The sequence below is a fragment of the Mangrovimonas sp. CR14 genome (genome assembly GCF_011764015.1).
GTDB classification, from domain to species: domain Bacteria; phylum Bacteroidota; class Bacteroidia; order Flavobacteriales; family Flavobacteriaceae; genus Mangrovimonas; species Mangrovimonas futianensis.
On record NZ_JAAFZY010000008.1, the window covers coordinates 111,822 to 131,440 of the forward strand.

A 19,619-nucleotide genomic window follows, 5' to 3' on the forward strand; every position below is an offset into this window, starting at 1 on the left:
TTTTATTGGTTTACTCGTCGAAACCATATTTTTTATCCAATTTGTTCATTAGTCTTACGTAAACGAAAATCAACACGATAAATACGTAAATAGACCCTTGTTGTGCGAACCAAAACCCTAGTTTAAATCCACCCAATCTAACTTCATTCAAAGCATCTTTGAATAAAATCCCTGCCCCATAGGAAACCAAAAACCAGATCACCAACAAGATGATTAGATATTTCAGGTTTTCTTTCCAATAAGCAGTTGCATGTTTTTGTTTTTCAGTCATTATCTTAAATTTTATAAATAAATCATTGCTTGTAATGTGACAGACCCAACGTTTGAATCTCCGAATTTTTGATTTTTATATTCCAAGGTCAGTTTGGAATTATGTCCGCTGAAATAGGCATTAGCGCCAATTCCCAGAATATTGCGATTGTCATCCACAGCATCATAACTATTGGAAGCATAGGACACATATGGCTGAAATCTCGCTTTAGTCTTATCACCAGGAATTAGGAAACCAAAGTGGCCATAAACCATAGATCCTGTTCCATAAGCGCTGTATAAATAATCTTCACCATAGTCATTGGATTGAAACGTAGCGTAGGCAGTAATAGCACTACCACTCTCCCCTAGCGGCGCATCATAAAAGGCATCTACTGCAAAAATGGCCACATCTTCACCAGCTAATTCAGTTCCTTCCATTCTTACCGCACCATTGGGATGCAAGAAGAAACCAGCTCCAACATTGAATACCTTTTTAGTACCCACATAGGAACCTACTTTAAAAGGCAGAAAATTGGATTCCTGATCAAAAAAGTTATAATCAAAATAGCCTGAATATGCTTTCCCTGCGTCTTTAGTTCCTAATAGTTTTCTACCGGCATAATAGGTGGTGTTTTCAGCTATATCTAGATTTCCATCGCCATCATATGCTACTCTATTCTGAACATCTAATGAATTGGTAATCGCATCATTTACTGCAACACGGTATTGCAATCTGCCAAACTTACCTTTGGCAAAGATTCCTATATGTCTTGCAAACTGATCAGAAAGCCCTAGAGTAGACCAAGACTGTCTGTTATTATCCAAGGTTAGAAAATTTAAAGTACTTTGATTGTTCAATCTAGAAATCCCATTGAAATAGTGTAAACCACCACCAATGGTGTGATTTTTAGCTATATTATATTGTGCCCAAACATCATGAAAGAACAATTGGGAATTATTACCTGTTCCCACTGGAGTCATGTTTGAAGCATTTAGACTATTAAGTCCGAAATGGGTTAGAATTAAAAATTTCTCATTGATTTGGGCATACATTAAAACCCTGGCACGTCGCAGATTAAAGTTAAGCTTACTGGATTCGTCTGGTACGTCATCACTGTAAGCCGCTTGAACTTGTGCCCATGAGATAATACGGAAGTATTTTTTCCCCTCTTCATCCAGTTTTACCTTGAGTCCGCCAGTATAATCGGGCGATCCTTGGGCAAATAAAAAATGGCAGGACGCAAAAAGAAATCCTGCCATTATGAATAGTGTTTTTCTCATAAAATTTAAAAAGATTAGTTAATTAACAATTAGTTTTGTGTGCATTGCTAATCTCTTTAAATTCTTTTGTTAACAAAAAATTAATATATTTTTATGTTCATTAGATATAGTTAATCTTTAAATCGCTCCCATTTAATCAACATAAACTTATCTCCAAGCTCTGTTACCAAGACACCAGCACCCGATAAATTATTAGAATTGGAAAAATATTTCCCCAATTCCTCGGCATTTAAAATCTTATAAGTTGGATGATAATCTGTTTTATAAGGGCGTTTGACATTATACTTCTTAACCCAATTCATGATACTCACATGCGAAATTCCTAAAATTCGTTCGATTTCACGATAGGTCAATCCTTCTAAATATAATTGCAAAGCCTTATTGACATAATAGTCGTCGATGCGCTTTCCAAGCTTGTTAACAGTAAAGAAATAACCGCATGATTTACATTTATAACGTTGGCGGTCGTTAACAATGCCACTCTTTATATAATGGTCTGAACCGCAATTGGGACACAAGTCAATCTTCATATATATTAATTTTGCATAAATATAGTAATTTAGCAACATTAAAATATCAATTCATTAATATTTTCACTTAAATAATTGGATATACCTATATTTTACAGCTGCAAATTGAAAAATTATCACAAAATGACATTTTACTCCATTATTCCGCTTTTGCATTAAAATAGGCTTCCTCCTCTGGAGTTAACATTCTAGAGTGGATAATAAACCTGACTCCCATAGGAATCTCCAAAGAAAAACTGGCGCCTCTGCCTTCTGTAATATCCACAGTTAAATGGGTATGTTTCCAATATTCAAATTGGTCTTTGTTCATATAAAAATTAACGCCCAACAAATTACCCATTAGAATATCACTTTCATCCAGATACATATCTTCCTTTTCAAAAATCATGGGTGATGACCCATCACAACATCCTCCACTTTGATGAAAAATAAGTTCCCCAAATTTTTCTTTAAGTTCTTCAACCACCTTTGAGGCATTTTCTGTAATTGCTACTCTTTCCATAAACTTAAATTTAAAAAAAAAGGCTGGAACCACCCAGCCTTAAACTAACTAACTAAACTCCTAAAAGAATCCAAGTTTATTTTTATCATATGAGATAAGCATATTCTTGGTTTGACGATAGTGATCCATCATCATTAGGTGATTCTCTCTTCCGAAACCGGATTTCTTGTATCCTCCAAATGGTGCGTGTGCTGGATAGGCATGGTAACAATTTACCCAAACACGACCTGCCTTAATGGCGCGAGGAATTTGATATAACTGGTGGGCATCTCTGGTCCAGACACCTGCTCCCAATCCATATAATGTATCATTTGCTATTTCTATAGCTTCGGCTTCATCCTTAAACTTGGTTACACAAACGACCGGCCCAAAAATCTCTTCCTGGAAAACCCGCATCTTATTATGTCCCTCAAGAATGGTTGGTTTGATATAATAACCATTGGCAAATTCTCCTTCCAATTTGTTTGCTTCACCACCACATAACACTTTTGCTCCTTCATCCTTACCTATTTTAATGTAAGACTGAATTTTTTCAAATTGATCATTTGAAGCCTGAGCCCCTACCATTGTAGACGTATCATAAGGATTGGTTTGAACAATGGCTTCTGTTCTTTTAACAACACGCTCCATGAATTTGTCGTAAATATCTTCTTGAACCAAAATTCTGGACGGACAGGTGCACACCTCGCCTTGATTAAACGCAAATAGCACAGCACCCTCAATGGCTTTATCCAGGAAGGCATCATCTTCATCCATAACACTATTAAAGAATATGTTTGGTGACTTTCCACCTAACTCCATCGTTACAGGATTTAGATTCTTTGAAGCGTACTGCATGATCAACTGTCCTGTTGTAGTTTCACCTGTAAAGGCTACCTTGTCCACTCTTGAACTTGAAGCCAATGGTTTTCCAGCTTCCGGACCAAATCCGTGCACCACATTTATAACCCCTGGAGGAAAAACATCTGCTATTTTTTCCATAAGCAAGGTTGCTGATGAAGGGGTTTGTTCCGCAGGTTTAAGAACCACGCAATTACCTGTTGCCAATGCTGGTGGTAATTTCCATGATAACATCAATAACGGAAAATTCCAAGGAATGATTTGTCCGACAACGCCAAGAGGTTCTTTGATGTTCATAGAAAGGGTATTGGAATCCAATTCGGTTGCTGTTCCCTCCTCTGCTCTAATACACGCCGCAAAATAACGCCAATGATCCACAGATAAAGGAACATCAGCATTTAAAGTCTCTCTGATAGGCTTCCCGTTATCACATGTTTCAACTAGAGCAAACTCCTCTAAATTAGCTTCAATAATATCTGCCACTTTATTTAGAAGAGTAGCCCTTTCAGTTGCAGAAGTATTGCCCCAGCTTTCCTTAGCCGCATTGGCAGCGTCTAAAGCTAAATCAATATCTTCCTTTTGCGATCTGGGATACTTCGCTATTAATGTTCCATCAACTGGCGATCGATTTTCAAAATAATCTCCACCCACTGGGTCTACAAATTTCCCATTGATGAAGTTGCCATAAGCTTGTTTGAATTTTGGTTTTGAATAACTCATTATTATTAAATTAGTGTGTGATTAAATAATTATAATAAACGAATAAAAAGGTTAATGTTTTACATTTTTAACAATTTAACCTAGTAAATTTTAACTCTTTTATCATTTTTATAAAGTTATTTTGTCTTATTCTAAAAAAATTGAACATATTTATTATATTGTTGTACAATTCTATTATCTCCCAATTCCAACATTAGAATTTTGTATCATTGGACATGAATCAACTTTTAAAGCACCATAATACGCATCGAAAAATCACCACTTTGGTTGAAAACAGAACGACCTATAATTCAAACTATGCCGAGTTAAACATTTATGAAACTCATGCCTATGCTGAAAAAGTGTCTTTAAAATTTGATTTTCCTATCATTGCCAGCATGCTAACGGGTAAAAAAGTGATGCACATTGACGGCTTGCCTTCCTTTGATTTTTTCCCTGGAGAATCTGTAGTAATGCCAACTAATAAGGAAATGGTTATTGATTTCCCTTTAGCAAAAGCAGATGATCCTACCCAGTGTTTGGCTTTGGGAATTGACACTGATAAAATTGAAGAAGTGGTTGAAAAGTTCAATAACCATGTTTCTATTGAAGAAGAGAACAACCAATGGAAACTGGATAACAATGCCTCCCACCTTATAAATAATATAGATGTCAACCATTTAATAGAAAGACTGGTTCTTACGTTCACCAATAGTAACAAATCGAAAGACGTCCTATTAGACCTAATGATTCAGGAACTAATTGTTAGGTTGCTTCAAACAAAAGCGAAAGCTTTCCTATTAAATGATACTGAAGGTATATTTAATGACACCCGCATTGGAATGGTTATCAAATACATCAAGAAAAATTTAACCAACAAGGATATAACCGTAGATCTTCTTGCTGAAAAGGCTTGTATGAGCACTTCCCATTTCCATAAAAAGTTTAAAAACACTTTGGGAATTTCTCCTATAGATTATATCAATTCTGAAAAAATCAAGTTTTCCAAAAAACTTATAAAAGAATCTGCTGATTTACGTATTTCTGAAATCGCTTTTAAATCTGGATTCAACAATACCAGCTATTTTAACCGACAGTTTAAAAAGCTCGAACTAATGACACCTCAACAATTCAAGAATTCCTTCGAGAAGTAAGATTACTTCTTTCTACATACGCTTTAAATTCCTGAAGCACCTTGGGTGCTAATATCAGTGTGGAAATCATCGTTGGAATAGCCATGAGGGCAAACGCGCCGTCCACCAAATTTATCATCATGCTTAGCGGGGTTGCGGCACCGAGTAAAATACTCACCACATAAATATAGTTGTAGTATTTCTTGTTATGCGCTCCGAATAAAAAAGACAAACATTTTGAACCGTAATACGAAAACGAAAACAGGGAAGATAAACTAAATACCGCCACACAAAGCAACAGCAAGTAACTTCCATAAATAGGTATGGCCTTCTCAAAAGCAGAGGCCGTTAAACTAACCCCATTATCATTGGAGGTTTGCCAAACACCTGTCACCAAGATAGACAATGCTGTCAAAGTACAAACAACAATCGTATCAATAAAAGGCCCTAACATGGCCACCAATCCTTCCCTAACGGGCTCTTTGGTTTTCGCAGCACCATGAGCCATAGGCGCCGTACCAATACCCGCCTCATTTGAAAAAGCGCCTCTTCTTATTCCTAATAAGATAAGGCCTCCTACCATTCCACCTAAAAACTCATCGCCCAAATAGTTTTTGGCTGAAAAGGCATCTGTAAAAATCATTTTGAGATATTTTGGAACTTCGGAAGCGTTCACAAACAAGATAATGAGCACCAAAATAAAATACAGTAAAACCATACTTGGGACCATTCTGGATGCAATTTTTCCAATGCGTTTCAGTCCGCCCAAAATAACCATAGCTGTCAGTACTACCAAAACACCCCCAATCATCAAATTAGTCGTGTCATTTACGCTAATCCCATTCGGAACTAAGAGAATATCCCCAATGGCTTGAGTCAATTGATTCGCATTAAAAACAGGTAGTGCTCCAACCATCCCACAAAAGCTGAAAAGTACCGCTAAAAATTTCCATCGTTTACCAAGGCCTTCCATAATGACATACATAGGACCACCTTGTAGCTCACCATTAGAATCCTTACCCCGATACATGACAGCCAAAGTGGATGTGAAAAATTTGGTCGCCATTCCTATAAAGGCACTTACCCACATCCAAAAAACAGCCCCAGGACCACCAATTGAAATCGCTACAGCTACTCCCGCAATATTTCCCATTCCAATGGTAGAAGACAAGGCCGTACTTAAGGCTTGAAAGTGACTAATTTCCCCGGGATCATTTGGGTCATCATACTTGCCTCTTAAAACGTTGATGGCATGTCCAAAATATATAAATGGAAGCAATCTTGATCGAATCAACAAATACAATCCTCCTCCTATTAACAATACAAGCAAGGGCAGTCCCCAAGCCAGTGAAGCAAATTCAGAAACTATATCATTTAGTCTATCCATTTAATGTCCCTTGTAAAAAAATGCCAAAGGGAAGGCGTTTTAGTAATTATGGCATAAGATAGTAGATTTCAACTGCAAATTACCAATCGACGATTGATGGATAAAAAAAAATCGTCTTTAAAGACGATTTTTTTTATCTGCAACCTGATTAATTAGTGGTCATGACCCGAATGATCTTCCGCTTTAACCTCACCTGTTTGATTCATAGCCATCTCATGATCGTAATGACAACATCCTGGTAATTTCTCATAAGCTTCTAAATTGCCCGCCACTTTTTCAGTATCGTATCCAGAGGCAGCGATGGCCTGATGGATCGCCATCAAATCTGTTTTAGATTCATCAAAGGTGACATCGATCTTTTTCTTATCAACATCCCAATTGGCACTGGCAACACCTTCTACTCCATTTGCTGCTGTTTCAATGGTACTTTTACACATACCACAATTCCCTCTAACTCCAAAAGTAGCATCGGTCATTGCAATTTCTTCGCTTGCAACAGTAGTGGTATCGGCCACATCCTCGGCTTGTTTCGTTTCATTCTTACAACTTGTTGAAATCATGGCAGCAACAACTGCCATACTTAAAATTACTCGCTTCATGTTTAAAATTTATTTGTTATAGATTGTTTCTTTTACTTCCCCACATTTTAGCATTTTATCACCAAAATATGGATTCAATATTTCTTTTTCCTTACTCAACCAGTAGGCCCCTTTATCGCTATCTGCCATGGGACAATACTGCTTATAGGTAGTTTCTCCAATTCCAAAGGTTTGGATCGCTTTAATGAGGTTTTCAGACAAAGTTTTAAACCCCATTCGCGCTTCATCTATTTGATTTGTTTGTTTAATCGTCTGGGTGCTTGATTTCAATGCTTTTAAAATCTCCATCCACTCAAGATGAGCCTTATCATTGGTTAACAATTCCATATCAACCGCCTGTGTTTTCTCCTCAAGTTGAGATGCACTGGATTTGGTCAAGTTTAAATCTGTTTGAACCAAAGCATCCTTTAATTCTATATAAGCTTCATAAACTTGTTGCAATTCGATTTTAAAGGACTCTGGCACTTCAAATCCGACTTGTGATCGATTACCATTCATCATTGATTTCTTCCCTTGCAATTGTGCCGCAGCATCTACTGTAAAGGTTCCATTTGTTACAATTTCATCTCCCCCAGAAAGACCATTCAATATCTCAAAACTATCTCCCTGTTTATTACCCAGAGTTACTTCCCGCATTTCAAAAACAGGTTCATTGGGATTGGTTTTCAAGTAAACGACTGAGCGCTCCCCCGTCCAAAGAATAGCTGATGACGGAACCGTTAAAACTTCATTTGAATTATTATTGACACCTTCAACTTCTGCTGACACAAACATACCAGGTTTAAAAACCGAATCTTTGTTATTTAAAACGACCCTTAAAGTAACCGTACGTGTTTTTGTGTTTAAAATTGGATCTATAAAATCTACTGTTCCCTTGAACTCTTTATTAGGATATGCATTTGTTGCAACCTTCACCTCTTGACCCTCTTTAAATTGCTCTATTTGATTTTCATACACATCAAAATGAGCCCAAACAGAATTCAGATTGGCAATTTTCAACAAAGCCTGTCCTTGCTTTACATAATCTCCTGCTTCTACCAATTTATCAGTAACGGTCCCTGAAACATTTGCATATACAGGAAAATTTTCTTTGACCCTCCCTGTTTCCTCTATTTGATTGATTTGACTTTCAGAAAGCTTCCATAATTTTAATTTATTACGAACTGCTTTATATAATTCTGGTTGGGATTCCTTTAAAGATAATGCTGTGATTAATTCTTGTTGTGCTGCATATAGTTCTGATGAATAAATGGCAGCTAAAATCTGCCCCTTATTGACCTTTTCCCCAGTAAAACTTACGTATAATTGTTCTATGCGCCCAGAAAAATAACTGGCTTGCACCTTATTAGCTTCTTCATTTTCTACAATTTTACCAGACAATTTAGAGGAATGATTTTCCTTACCTACCCCCACAACACTTGTCTGAATATCGGCTAGTGCCATGGCATTAGGTGTTAACCTAAATTGGTCGGCTGTTAATCCATCAGCTCCGGCTTCTGCAGGAATTAAATCCATTCCACATATGGGGCAATCACCGGGCTCCGGCTGCATAATTTGAGGGTGCATGGAGCAGGTCCATATTTGATTTTGATGCGAGGATGTTTCGATGTGCGAATGAGTGGATGAATCTATTTGTCGATTAGAAAACAATCTTGTAACCACCACACCAATCACAATACCCAAAATTAGTACAAGAATCAACTTTATATATAATATTCTTTTCATGTTCTTGATTTTGATGTTGAAATAATTCTACCTAATAATTTTTTACTGGATTCTAATAAATCTATTAATGCCTTGGTAGGGTCTGGATAGTTTTTTGAATACCTACTTAGATCCAACCAATAGGTCAACTCTTCAGCTTCCTTGTAAGCTATTTTTAATTTATGAATGAAATCTGCTTTACTTTCAGCGCCTTGTGCTTCTCTGGCATTTGCACCAATCGAAGTACCTGAGCATAATATTTGACGAGCAATGACGTATTTTTTATGCTCCTCCAAACTCAGAATAAGCAACTACTTCCAATGCCAATTGAAACGTAACCTCTAACAATTCATTTTTTTTCATCTTACTTTCATAATAAATTTAATCTAACTTACTCCCATCTACACATCTACTCATTTGCAAATCCGCACATCTGCACATCTGCACATCTACCCATCCTCAAATTTTCACATTTCTCAATCGTAACGCGTTAGCAATTACCGAAACGGAACTAAAGCTCATAGCTAAGGCTGCTATCATAGGTGATAATAATATTCCGAAAAACGGAAACAAGATACCTGCTGCCACCGGAACCCCAACCGTATTGTAGATCAAAGCGAAAAACAAGTTTTGTTTAATATTGCTCATCACGGCTTCACTTAAATGTCTCGCCTTAACAATTCCATGCAAATCTCCCTTTACAAGAGTAATCATGGCACTTTCTATAGCTACATCAGTTCCTGTTCCCATGGCAATACCCACATCGCTTTTAGCCAATGCAGGGGCATCATTGATTCCGTCTCCCGCCATAGCTACTACTTTCCCCTCTTTTTGCAATCTTTCCACTTCTTTAAGCTTATCTTCAGGAAGCATCCCAGCCTTAAAACTAGCCAGTTGCAATTCGGATGCCACGGCTTGAGCCGTTTCCTTGTTATCCCCGGTAAGCATAACTACATCAACACCAGAATCCTGAAGTTCTTTTATAGCTTTACTACTAGTCTCTTTTATTTGATCCCCAATAACAACATAGCCCACAACAGATCCATCCACGGCTAAGTAAGATACCGTCTTACCTTTTTGTTGGTAGCTTTTAACCACCTCTTCCATTTCTGAAGTTATTTTTGCCTGAGCTTCATCCATCATTTTCGGGTTTCCTAAAGCTATCTTTGAATTTTGAATGTCAGCTTTAACACCTTTACCAGTCAAAGCACTAAAATTAATTGCCTTTAGAATATCTGCGCCGTTTGACTTGCCATACTTTACAATAGCATCTGCTAGAGGATGTTCACTATGGCTGTTTATCGAGACGATGTAATCAAGAACTTGTTTGTCATCAAAACCATCCCTAAAGGCCCCTACCTTTTCCACAGTAGGTTTTCCTTCTGTAATGGTTCCCGTTTTATCAATTATAAGGGTAGTTACCTGATTCATTTTTTCAAGTGCTTCAGCATTTTTGATCAACACACCATGTTGAGCTCCTTTACCAACGCCAACCATCACAGACATAGGAGTGGCTAACCCAAGAGCACACGGACAAGCTATAATCAAAACGGCAATGGCATTTACCAATGCAAACACATAAGCGGGATCTGGACCAAAAATGGCCCATACAATGAACGTAATTACAGAAATCAATACTACAATAGGAACAAAATAAGCTGATATTCTATCTGCCAACCTTTGAATAGGCGCTCTACTTCTACTGGCATCATTTACCATTTTGATAATTTGGGACAATAGTGTATCACTACCTATTTTTTCGGCCTTCATCAAAAACATTTGATTACCGTTTATGGTTCCACTACTTACATGATCACCTTCCGCTTTATTGACCGGGATTGGCTCCCCTGTGATCATGGATTCGTCAATACTACTGCCACCCTCGATAATGACACCGTCAACAGGAATTTTATCCCCTGGTTTAACTTTCAAAACATCTCCAACTTCGATAGCATCTATTGACACCTCAACCTCATCTCCATCTACTACTTTAATGGCCTTATTCGGGGCCAACTTAAGCAATTCCTTCACCGCTGCGTTAGTCTTACTGTGCGCTCTTGCTTCCAAAACCTGTCCTAAAAGTACCAAGGTTAGAATAACAGTAGCTGCCTCAAAATATACATGAACCGTCCCCGTTTCAGTTTTGAACTGAGCTGGAAAAAAATCGGGGAATAACAAACCAAATACACTAAAGATCCAAGCAACACCTGCACCAATCCCTATGAGTGTAAACATGTTTAAATTCCAAGTTTTGATACTGCGATAAGCGCGCTCAAAGAACATCCATGTGGCGTAAAAAACCACTGGAATTGAAAGTCCTAACTGTATCCAATTCCAATACTTCTGCTCTAAAATGTCATACAATGGATTGTTGTTAAGCATTTCGCTCATGGCAATCAAGAATACTGGCAACGTAAAGGCTACAGCAATCCAGAATTTTCTTAATAGCTTTTTATAATTTTTCTCTTCAGCAGACAGGTCAGGTTTTTTAGGTACCAAATCCATTCCGCAAATGGGACATGAACCTGCTTCATCTTTGACAATTTCTGGATGCATGGGGCAGGTCCATTGTTCTGCTTCTGTATTTGAAAAACGCTGTTCTTCTACCAAATCCATCCCACAAACAGGACAATCGCCAGGTTTGTCGTAAGTTTTGTCACCCTCACAATGCATGGGACAATAAAATGTGCCGGTGCCTTTGCCTTTAGGTGTATTATCCGCTTCAACTTTTGATTGATGATGATGTTCACCTTGATAATGGATACCATATCTATCACCATCATCTTTTAATGCCTTTTGAAATGTTTCTAAAGGAATATGCTGCTCCATTTCTATAATGGCTTCAGATTTTTCTAAATTAACCGTTGCCTTTGAAACACCTTGTACTTTTGAAAGTGTTTCTTCTACGTGACAACGACAACCGTTACAGGTCATTCCGTGTATATGATAGGTATGTGTCATTTTAATTTGTTAAATAATTTATGATGGTACTCTGCACATTATAGGCTTTTACAGCCTCAATTTGATTCACCTCAAACTTGAATTGCAGTTCTTGGATATCCAAAAGATCATTAAAATCAATCGTTCCGGTTTCATAGTTCTTTATCAAAATGTCTTCGGCATTATTGGCCTGTTTTAAGTTTTTGGATTGGGTATCAAAGCTTATTCTTGCAGCATGACGTTCATTTATGGCTTGATCCAAACGCGTTTCCAATACATTTAGACGCTCTTGCTTTTGATAATTTATTTGTTGTTGCTGAAATTCATTTTGTTTGGAAACCGATTTGTATCTATTATTAAATATGGGTATCGAAAGGGATACCATAGGCATAACAATATCCTTCCCATTATCAGAGAAGGTCATATCTGGACGTTTTTCAACATTGATGTAATCCAAGCCAAAACCAATCATAGGACTGCTCTCTTTTTGATTGAGCAACTCGGACTGTTCCACAGATTGGAACAACTTATCGTACTTTATCAGCTCTGGGTGTACCTTTAAATCTTCCGTATTGACATCTACCTCTTCCGAAGGAATAAAAAGTTCTGATACCACATTTATTTCTTCATCTTTATCCTTATTAAGAAGTTTATTAAAAGTAGTTTGTTCAGATACATATTGCTGCTGAAGCACTTCTATTAATTGTTGCATATCGTTTTTACGCATTTGAAGCTTCAAAACATCAACCGCCGACGCTTTGCCAACCTCAACGAATGTTAAGGCCATGGTTTCATAAGTTTCCAAAAGGTCAATGTTTTTCAATAGTATGCTTTGTTTTGCCTTATTCGCATATAGCCTGTAATAAGATTGAGCTATTGAAGCTATTAATTGGCGTTTGGCAATGACTACATCTTCATACTTAGCATCTGCCAATGAATTCATATAAGTTTCTCGAGAAGTAATGGTTCCAAACCATGGCAACATTTGTTTGGCCGACACCTTAAAACGTTGGGCTCCCGTACGGGTTTCTGGTTCGCTTACAAAGTACCCCACACCAAACTCGGTATTTGGAACTACATTTACTTCGTTCACTTTTTCGGAAGCAATCTTATATTGCAATTCAAATTTTGCAATTTCTGGATTGTTAGTCAATGCCTCATCTATATAAGACTCTAATTGTTGGGCCCTCCCTTTTGTGGAAAAGAGCATTGTGACCAAAATAAATAATGTTATTAATTGTTTCATTTGATTGAGCTTTTAAGTTGTATTTCCGCTTTCCAACTGTACAGAACAGGAACAACAAACAAGGTAATTAAAGCGATAAGCATACCTCCAAAACTTGGTATGGCCATGGGAATCATAATATCACTCCCACGACCTGAAGAAGTCAAAACTGGTAATAAAGCTAAAAGCGTTGTAGCTGTAGTCATTAAACACGGACGAATACGTTTCTCACCCGCTTCAACTACTGAAGCTCTTATTCCTTTTTTACTTTCTGGTGTATTTCTTTGAAAGGTCTGCGTCAAGTAGGTGGCCATCACAACGCCATCATCAGTTGCAATTCCAAAAAGGGCAATAAATCCAACCCAAACAGCCACACTTAAATTAATAGGGTGCATTTGGAACAAGTCTCTAAGATTTTCTCCAAAAAAACTAAAGTTCAAAAACCACGACTGTCCATATAGCCAAATCATTAAAAATCCACCTGCAAATGCTACGGCAATACCCGTAAATACCATTAATGAAGTTGCAACTGAACGGAATTGGAAATACAGGATTAAAAAGATTATCACCAATGCCAAGGGAACAACAACAGACAGGGTCTTTTCAGCTCGCAATTGATTTTCATAGCTTCCGGTAAATTGGTAATTGATACCTTTTGGAACAATGAGGTCACCGGAATCTATTTTACTTTGAATCAAAGCTTGAGCATTCTCAACGACATCAACCTCGGCAAACCCATCTTTTTTATCAAACAACACATAGCCTACCAAAAAAGTGTCCTCGCTTTTAATCACCTGTGGTCCTTGCTCATATCTTATTGTTGCCAATTCCGCCAGAGGAACAGGGCTTCCACTTTCAACAGGAATATAAATTTGCTCTAAATCGGTTGGATTAGCCCGTAATTCCCGTGGGTAACGCACACGTACGCCGTAGCGCTCACGACCTTCAACGGTTTGAGTTAAAGACATACCACCAACGGCGACTTTTAAAACATTTTGCACTTCCTCAATGCTAACGCCATATCGTGCAATCTTTTCTCTGTCGATATCAATAAGTAAATAAGGCTTTCCTACAATTCTATCTGCAAAAACTGCCTCTTCTTTCACACCTACCGCTTGTTTTAAAATGGTTTCCAATTGCACCCCAAAGGCTTCAATCTGTTTTAAGTCTTGCCCTTTTACTTTAATTCCCATAGGAGCACGCATCCCTGTTTGCAACATGACCAAGCGGGTTTCAATAGGTTGCAATTTTGGCGCTGAGGTTACCCCTGGTAACTTAGTGACTTTAACAATCTCATTCCATATGTCATCAGGCGATTGAATTTCTGGCCGCCAGTTTCGAAAAAATTCGCCTTCATTGTCTGGAATAAACATTGCAGATGTCACATCGAGCGCAGTCGAGATGTCGCTTCTGTTCTCGACTGCGCTCGAACTGACAGCATTGTTAAGATTTGCAATAAAACGACCATCTTTCAGCTCAAACAAACCATCACCGTTGACTCTATAGCGTTGGCGTTCTCCTTTCTCATTCAACATGTATTCTGGTTTATATTGAATGATATTTTCATACATAGATAATGGAGCTGGATCCAATGCCGATTCCGTTCTACCCGCTTTACCTACAACCGTTTCAATTTCAGGAATACTAGCTACGGCCATATCCAATTGCTGCAACACACGTTTGTTTTCCTCGACACCAGAATGTGGCATAGACGTTGGCATTAAAAGAAAAGAACCTTCATTTAGGGAAGGCATAAACTCCTTTCCTGTGTTTTTCATAATGAAAAATCCGGCAATGACTATAGCCGTGGGAATAGACAGAAATAGTAATTTATTGTCTAAACACCATCTTAAAATACGTGTGTAATATGTAATGAACAATGAGAAAACCCCTAACAAACCAAAACAAATAATGGCTACGAAAATGAGATTTAAAAAGATGCTTTCATTGACACCTAATGGTCGCCAATACTCCGCCAACAAGAACACTATTGCCGAAGCTGAAATAATAATATTGGCCAAGTTGGCCTGCTTTTCTGTAATCCTATTTTGAAGATTTAAAAAGGCCGTAACACCAAATGCGATTAGAACGACTCCCAACCAATATCCATAAAAAATAGCCAAGACACCTAAAGCAATTAAAACACCATTTAAAACATATTTAAATTGTTTTTGAAGGCTCTTTTTTCGGAATAAAAAAGCTGCAAAAGGCGGGATTAAAAATAAGGCTACGATGATAGAAGCCGTTAAAGCAAAGGTCTTGGTAAATGCTAAGGGGCGAAATAATTTACCCTCAGCACCAATCATGGTAAATACAGGAATGAAACTAATAATAGTCGTCATAACTGCGGTTACAATAGCCCCAGAAACTTCCGCGGTCGCATTGTATACAATTTGATTGCTACTTTGTACACTAGAAGTTAGAGATTGGAGGGTAGATGGCTGCTTCTTAGAAATTGGATTCCCTACCTCTAACATCGAGCCTCCAGGTTCCAATTTTTCAGCTTCATCAAAATGGCGTATAATATTTTCTGAAAGAATAACACCTACATCCACCATGGTACCAATAGCAATGGCTATACCTGATAATGCTACGATATTGGCATCGACTCCAAAGAGTTTCATAGCAATGAAAACCATTAAAACGGCTACCGGTAATAACCCTGAAATGAGCACCGATGCACGTAGATTAAATACCATAATTATAATGACTAAAATGGTAATTAATATTTCTAAGGTTAATGCTTCATTAAGTGTTCCTAATGTCTCTTGAATAAGTTCGGTTCTATCGTAGAATGGAACAATGGTAACTTGAGAAGTTCTACCATCTGCCAATGTTTTGGTTGGTAGGCCAGCACTTAGCTCATTGATTTTAGCTTTTACATTGTTAATGACTTCCATGGGGTTCGCACCATAACGCGCTACGATAACACCACCAACTACCTCAGCTCCTTCCTTATCCAAAATCCCTCGTCTTGCTGCAGGACCTAGAGATACCTTGGCCACATCTTTAATCTTGATAGCTGTGTAATTTTCTGAAGTCACTACAGCATTCTCAATGTCTGATATGGATTTAACATAGCCCAAACCACGCACCAAATATTCAGCTTGATTGATTTCTAAAGTCTGTGCCCCAATATCTCTGTTACTTTCCTTGACCGCCGTTACAATTTGGCCAAGACCAATTTGGTATTGTCGCATCAATTCTGGATTGACATCAATCTGATATTCTTGCACATATCCTCCAATGGAAGCTACTTCTGAAACACCACTTGCCGAGGATAAAGCGTATTTTACATAGTAGTCTTGAATGCTACGTAATTCTTGCAAGTCCCAACCACCTGTTACATTTCCATTTTCATCCCTACCTTCCAAGGTATACCAAAATATTTGTCCGAGACCAGTTGCATCTGGACCAAGAGTGGGATTGACATTCTCTGGCAACAAACCACTTGGCAACGAATTGAGTTTTTCAAGTATCCGACTTCTACTCCAATAAAATTCCACATCCTCTTCAAAAATGATATAGATACTAGAAAACCCAAACATGGAGGAGCTACGAATGGTTTTTACGCCAGGAATACCTAATAACGATGTCGTTAACGGATACGTAATTTGGTCTTCAATATCTTGTGGTGAGCGACCATCCCATTTGGTAAATACAATTTGTTGGTTCTCACCAATATCTGGGATAGCATCTACCGCAACTGGATCATTAGGAAGAAATCCTGTATCCCAATTAAAAGGTGCATGTACGGTTCCCCATCCTACAAAAAGGACGAGTAGCAAGACTGCGACAAGTTTATTCTCGATTAAAAATTTGATGCTTTTATTTAGCATGTGTTCTGATTGTTAAACCGTTAGACATTGGCGTTACAACAACACCGGATACAACAAATTATCCTTACAACCATTGGGTTAAAAGATAATCTAGTCTAAAGTTTAAAATCAAATTAAATAGGTCTCGTCAATCTTGAAGATTTGCCTGACAACGAGAGGTGGTTTGTATGCTACGTAGGAAGTAACATTTTCATCTATCCCTTCAAAAAGATTGATGTATGAATATATAAATGAAGTGATAAAAACTTGTTGTTCAAATGAAACTTTGTCAATAGTTTGTAGTTCGTCTTGCCCATCAACTACCAATTGTTTATCGTTACAACAACTTTTTTTGGTTATGTCACAACCATCGCTTGCTGGTTTTTCCATCTCCATGCCACAACCTTTTACCTTGTGGAATACAGCAGTCTCAACAAGCTTATCGCCACAATAATGCATATTTACAGTAAATGACATGGTAGAGAAAAGCACCACCATAGCCATTACAAAAGATACCGTTTTATGCAATAATTGTTTCATAAGTAGTACGAAATTACAAAAAATAAAGAAACCGGTGCCTTGTTTAACAAATGTTAGGCAATTTTCAACCCTAATTTGAGTGGGGATTTTAACTCAAATTTTTAATCATCTCCATCAAGGCATTTATTTTTGATAACAAAAACCTCATCTTTTGATGTTGATAGATTGATAAACCCATCAAAATAATAACCATCCGTAGCGTTACCCTCTATATAGTCAACATTAACTTCAACACACGCTTCTTCACTTTCATCATAGATTTCGGTAAGTCTCGTATATTCATTAGAATCAATTTGGACTTCAATTGGTTCATCCAAACAATCAACAACATGTAGATACACATAATACTTATTAGGACAAACTGACCCTAAATTAGAAAAATTTTGTCCATCATAGAGGTCTAGTTCGAAACTACCTGATGAACAATTTGAAAAAAGCACTACGGCTAATAATATTATAATAAATCTTTTCATGACTATAAGTTTTGGTTCAACCTGAATGTTCAATTACATTCTTACAACACCAAAGGAAATAAAACCTTAAAAGACCTTTATCCCAAATTATAGTTCTAGCATGAAATTGGATATCTTAGATAAATTAGGACGCCTTATTAAGTCCTTAAATTTTATTAAAACGAAATAAAAAACCCTTATAAAATAAGGGTTCTCTGTGTTTTTCTTTGTGATATTTTGTGTATTTACTTTCCGATACAAAAGTTAGCAAAGATATTACCTAGTAGTTCGTCATTAGTGACCTGCCCTGTAATCTCTCCAAAGTGATACAAAGCCTCCCGAATATCTATAGCCATTAAATCTCCCGACAGTCCAGAATCCAAGCCATATTTTACCTTTTGCATCTCTTCCATAGCCTTTAACAAGGCATCATAGTGACGGGTATTGGTGACAATCGTTTCGTTGTTTCTTAAAGCACCGGTATTAATTAGGTTGAGTAACTTATCGGTTAAGGCCTCTACGCCAAATCCGGTCTTAGCAGAAAGTAAGTGCACTTGCTCTATTTCGGAAGTTATAGATTCTATTTCTGCTTCAGAAAGCATATCCACCTTATTAGCTATGATGATAATAGGCTTCTGTGGATACTTATTTTTTATCTTTTCGATTTCAACCTGAAATCCTTTCAAGTAATTGACATTTTTTAATTGAAGGCCATCCGCTAGAAATATGACGACTTGCGCTTGTTCAATTTTTTCAAAGGTTTTTTTGATACCGATGCTCTCCACCACATCTTCCGTTTCCCTAATCCCAGCCGTATCAATAAATCGAAAGCCGATACCTCCTATGGAAATTTCATCCTCAATAGTGTCTCTCGTCGTCCCAGCTATATCACTAACAATGGCTCGTTCCTCATTTAAGAGCGCATTCAACAACGTTGATTTCCCAACATTGGGCTCTCCCACTATAGCCACAGGTATCCCATTTTTAATCACATTACCAACTGCAAAGGAGTCTATCAATCGCTTTAAAACAAAAAGAATGCGTTCCACCAAATCTTTGAATTGCGTACGATCTGCAAACTCCACATCCTCTTCTGCAAAATCCAATTCCAATTCAATAAGCGATGCAAAATTCAAAAGCTCTTCTCTTAGTTTGGCGATTTCATTTGAAAACCCACCTCGCATTTGCGACATGGCCAATTTATGGGAAGCTTCATTATCACTCGCTATCAAGTCGGCTACCGCCTCGGCTTGGCTTAAATCCAGTTTACCATTTAAAAAAGCTCTAAGTGTAAACTCACCAGGTTGCGCCATTCGGCATCCGCGACGCAAAAAAAGTTGCAAAATTTCCTGCTGAATAAAACTAGAACCGTGACAACTTATCTCAACCACATTCTCACCAGTGTAAGAGTGTGGATTTTTAAAAACAGTAACCAAAACCTCATCGATAACCCTTTCAGAATCCATAATGTGGCCTAGATGCACCGTGTGTGTTTTTTGATCTGTCAACTGTTTACCATGAATGGATTTAAAAACACCCGAAGCCATTTCTATAGCCTGCTTACCTGAAATTCTTAAAACTGCAATAGCCCCTACACCAGATGCTGTAGCGAGCGCAATGATATTGTCATCTTGTACCATACAGCAAAAGTACTAAATGGCTTTTAATAAGCATCTTCATTATTAGGCAGATATTAACAAACATTATTTAGAAGAAC

16 protein-coding genes are annotated in these 19,619 nt (G+C 37.6%); 1 reads left to right on the plus strand and 15 read right to left on the minus strand.

What is annotated here, in order from left to right:
* Positions 1-10: 10 nt before the first annotated feature.
* From GZ212_RS14930 to GZ212_RS14950, 5 genes are all read right to left on the minus strand, one after another.
* On the minus strand, positions 11-271 hold the full coding sequence (locus GZ212_RS14930; protein ID WP_053970100.1) for a DUF4212 domain-containing protein: 261 nt from the start codon (positions 269-271) through the stop codon (positions 11-13).
* An 11-nt stretch (positions 272-282) separates the two neighbouring features.
* Positions 283-1,533: a hypothetical protein gene (locus GZ212_RS14935; RefSeq protein ID WP_053970101.1), complete on the minus strand. Its 1,251-nt coding sequence runs from the start codon at positions 1,531-1,533 to the stop codon at positions 283-285.
* A 110-nt stretch (positions 1,534-1,643) separates the two neighbouring features.
* Complete coding sequence (locus GZ212_RS14940) at positions 1,644-2,063, minus strand: helix-turn-helix domain-containing protein (protein ID WP_053970134.1); 420 nt, start codon at positions 2,061-2,063, stop codon at positions 1,644-1,646.
* 139 nt (positions 2,064-2,202) lie between these two features.
* Positions 2,203-2,565, minus strand: a complete 363-nt coding sequence (locus tag GZ212_RS14945; protein WP_166961980.1) for a DUF779 domain-containing protein — start codon at positions 2,563-2,565, stop codon at positions 2,203-2,205.
* Positions 2,566-2,625: 60 nt separating this feature from the next.
* Positions 2,626-4,125 (minus strand): aldehyde dehydrogenase family protein, encoded by a 1,500-nt coding sequence (locus GZ212_RS14950; RefSeq protein ID WP_166961983.1) that lies wholly within the window; start codon positions 4,123-4,125, stop codon positions 2,626-2,628.
* Positions 4,126-4,340: 215 nt separating this feature from the next.
* On the opposite strand from GZ212_RS14950, the gene GZ212_RS14955 reads away from it, so the two are divergent.
* Positions 4,341-5,258, plus strand: a complete 918-nt coding sequence (locus GZ212_RS14955) for an AraC family transcriptional regulator (protein WP_166961985.1) — start codon at positions 4,341-4,343, stop codon at positions 5,256-5,258.
* On the opposite strand, the gene GZ212_RS14960 is transcribed toward GZ212_RS14955, so the two are convergent.
* The 10 genes from GZ212_RS14960 to mnmE form a co-directional block, all read right to left on the minus strand.
* Positions 5,236-6,624: a sodium:alanine symporter family protein gene (locus GZ212_RS14960; RefSeq protein ID WP_166961988.1), complete on the minus strand. Its 1,389-nt coding sequence runs from the start codon at positions 6,622-6,624 to the stop codon at positions 5,236-5,238. The two genes, GZ212_RS14955 and GZ212_RS14960, sit on opposite strands and share 23 nt — an antisense overlap.
* 152 nt (positions 6,625-6,776) lie before the next feature.
* Entirely contained in the window at positions 6,777-7,223 is a 447-nt protein-coding gene (locus GZ212_RS14965) for a heavy-metal-associated domain-containing protein (protein ID WP_166961991.1), read from the minus strand.
* Between the two features lie 9 nt (positions 7,224-7,232).
* Positions 7,233-8,948, minus strand: coding sequence for an efflux RND transporter periplasmic adaptor subunit (locus GZ212_RS14970; protein ID WP_166961994.1), 1,716 nt, complete (start codon positions 8,946-8,948; stop codon positions 7,233-7,235).
* Positions 8,945-9,238, minus strand: a complete 294-nt coding sequence (locus GZ212_RS14975; protein WP_370520499.1) for a four helix bundle protein — start codon at positions 9,236-9,238, stop codon at positions 8,945-8,947. The genes GZ212_RS14970 and GZ212_RS14975 overlap by 4 nt, the downstream gene beginning before the upstream one ends.
* Positions 9,239-9,386: 148 nt before the next feature.
* The gene (locus GZ212_RS14980; protein ID WP_166961997.1) at positions 9,387-11,888 is read right to left on the minus strand and encodes a heavy metal translocating P-type ATPase; all 2,502 of its coding nucleotides are present in this window, start codon (positions 11,886-11,888) and stop codon (positions 9,387-9,389) included.
* A gap of 1 nt (position 11,889) precedes the next feature.
* A complete protein-coding gene (locus GZ212_RS14985; protein WP_166962000.1) occupies positions 11,890-13,113 on the minus strand; it encodes a TolC family protein in 1,224 nt (407 codons plus the stop codon).
* Positions 13,110-16,931 (minus strand): efflux RND transporter permease subunit, encoded by a 3,822-nt coding sequence (locus GZ212_RS14990; protein WP_166962002.1) that lies wholly within the window; start codon positions 16,929-16,931, stop codon positions 13,110-13,112. Before GZ212_RS14990 ends, GZ212_RS14985 begins: the two co-directional genes overlap by 4 nt.
* 108 nt (positions 16,932-17,039) lie before the next feature.
* Entirely contained in the window at positions 17,040-17,450 is a 411-nt protein-coding gene (locus GZ212_RS14995; RefSeq protein WP_240923828.1) for a hypothetical protein, read from the minus strand.
* Between the two features lie 101 nt (positions 17,451-17,551).
* Positions 17,552-17,923, minus strand: coding sequence for a hypothetical protein (locus GZ212_RS15000; RefSeq protein ID WP_166962004.1), 372 nt, complete (start codon positions 17,921-17,923; stop codon positions 17,552-17,554).
* A gap of 224 nt (positions 17,924-18,147) precedes the next feature.
* On the minus strand, positions 18,148-19,542 hold the full coding sequence (mnmE, locus tag GZ212_RS15005; protein ID WP_166962007.1) for a tRNA uridine-5-carboxymethylaminomethyl(34) synthesis GTPase MnmE: 1,395 nt from the start codon (positions 19,540-19,542) through the stop codon (positions 18,148-18,150).
* Positions 19,543-19,619: the final 77 nt, after the last annotated feature.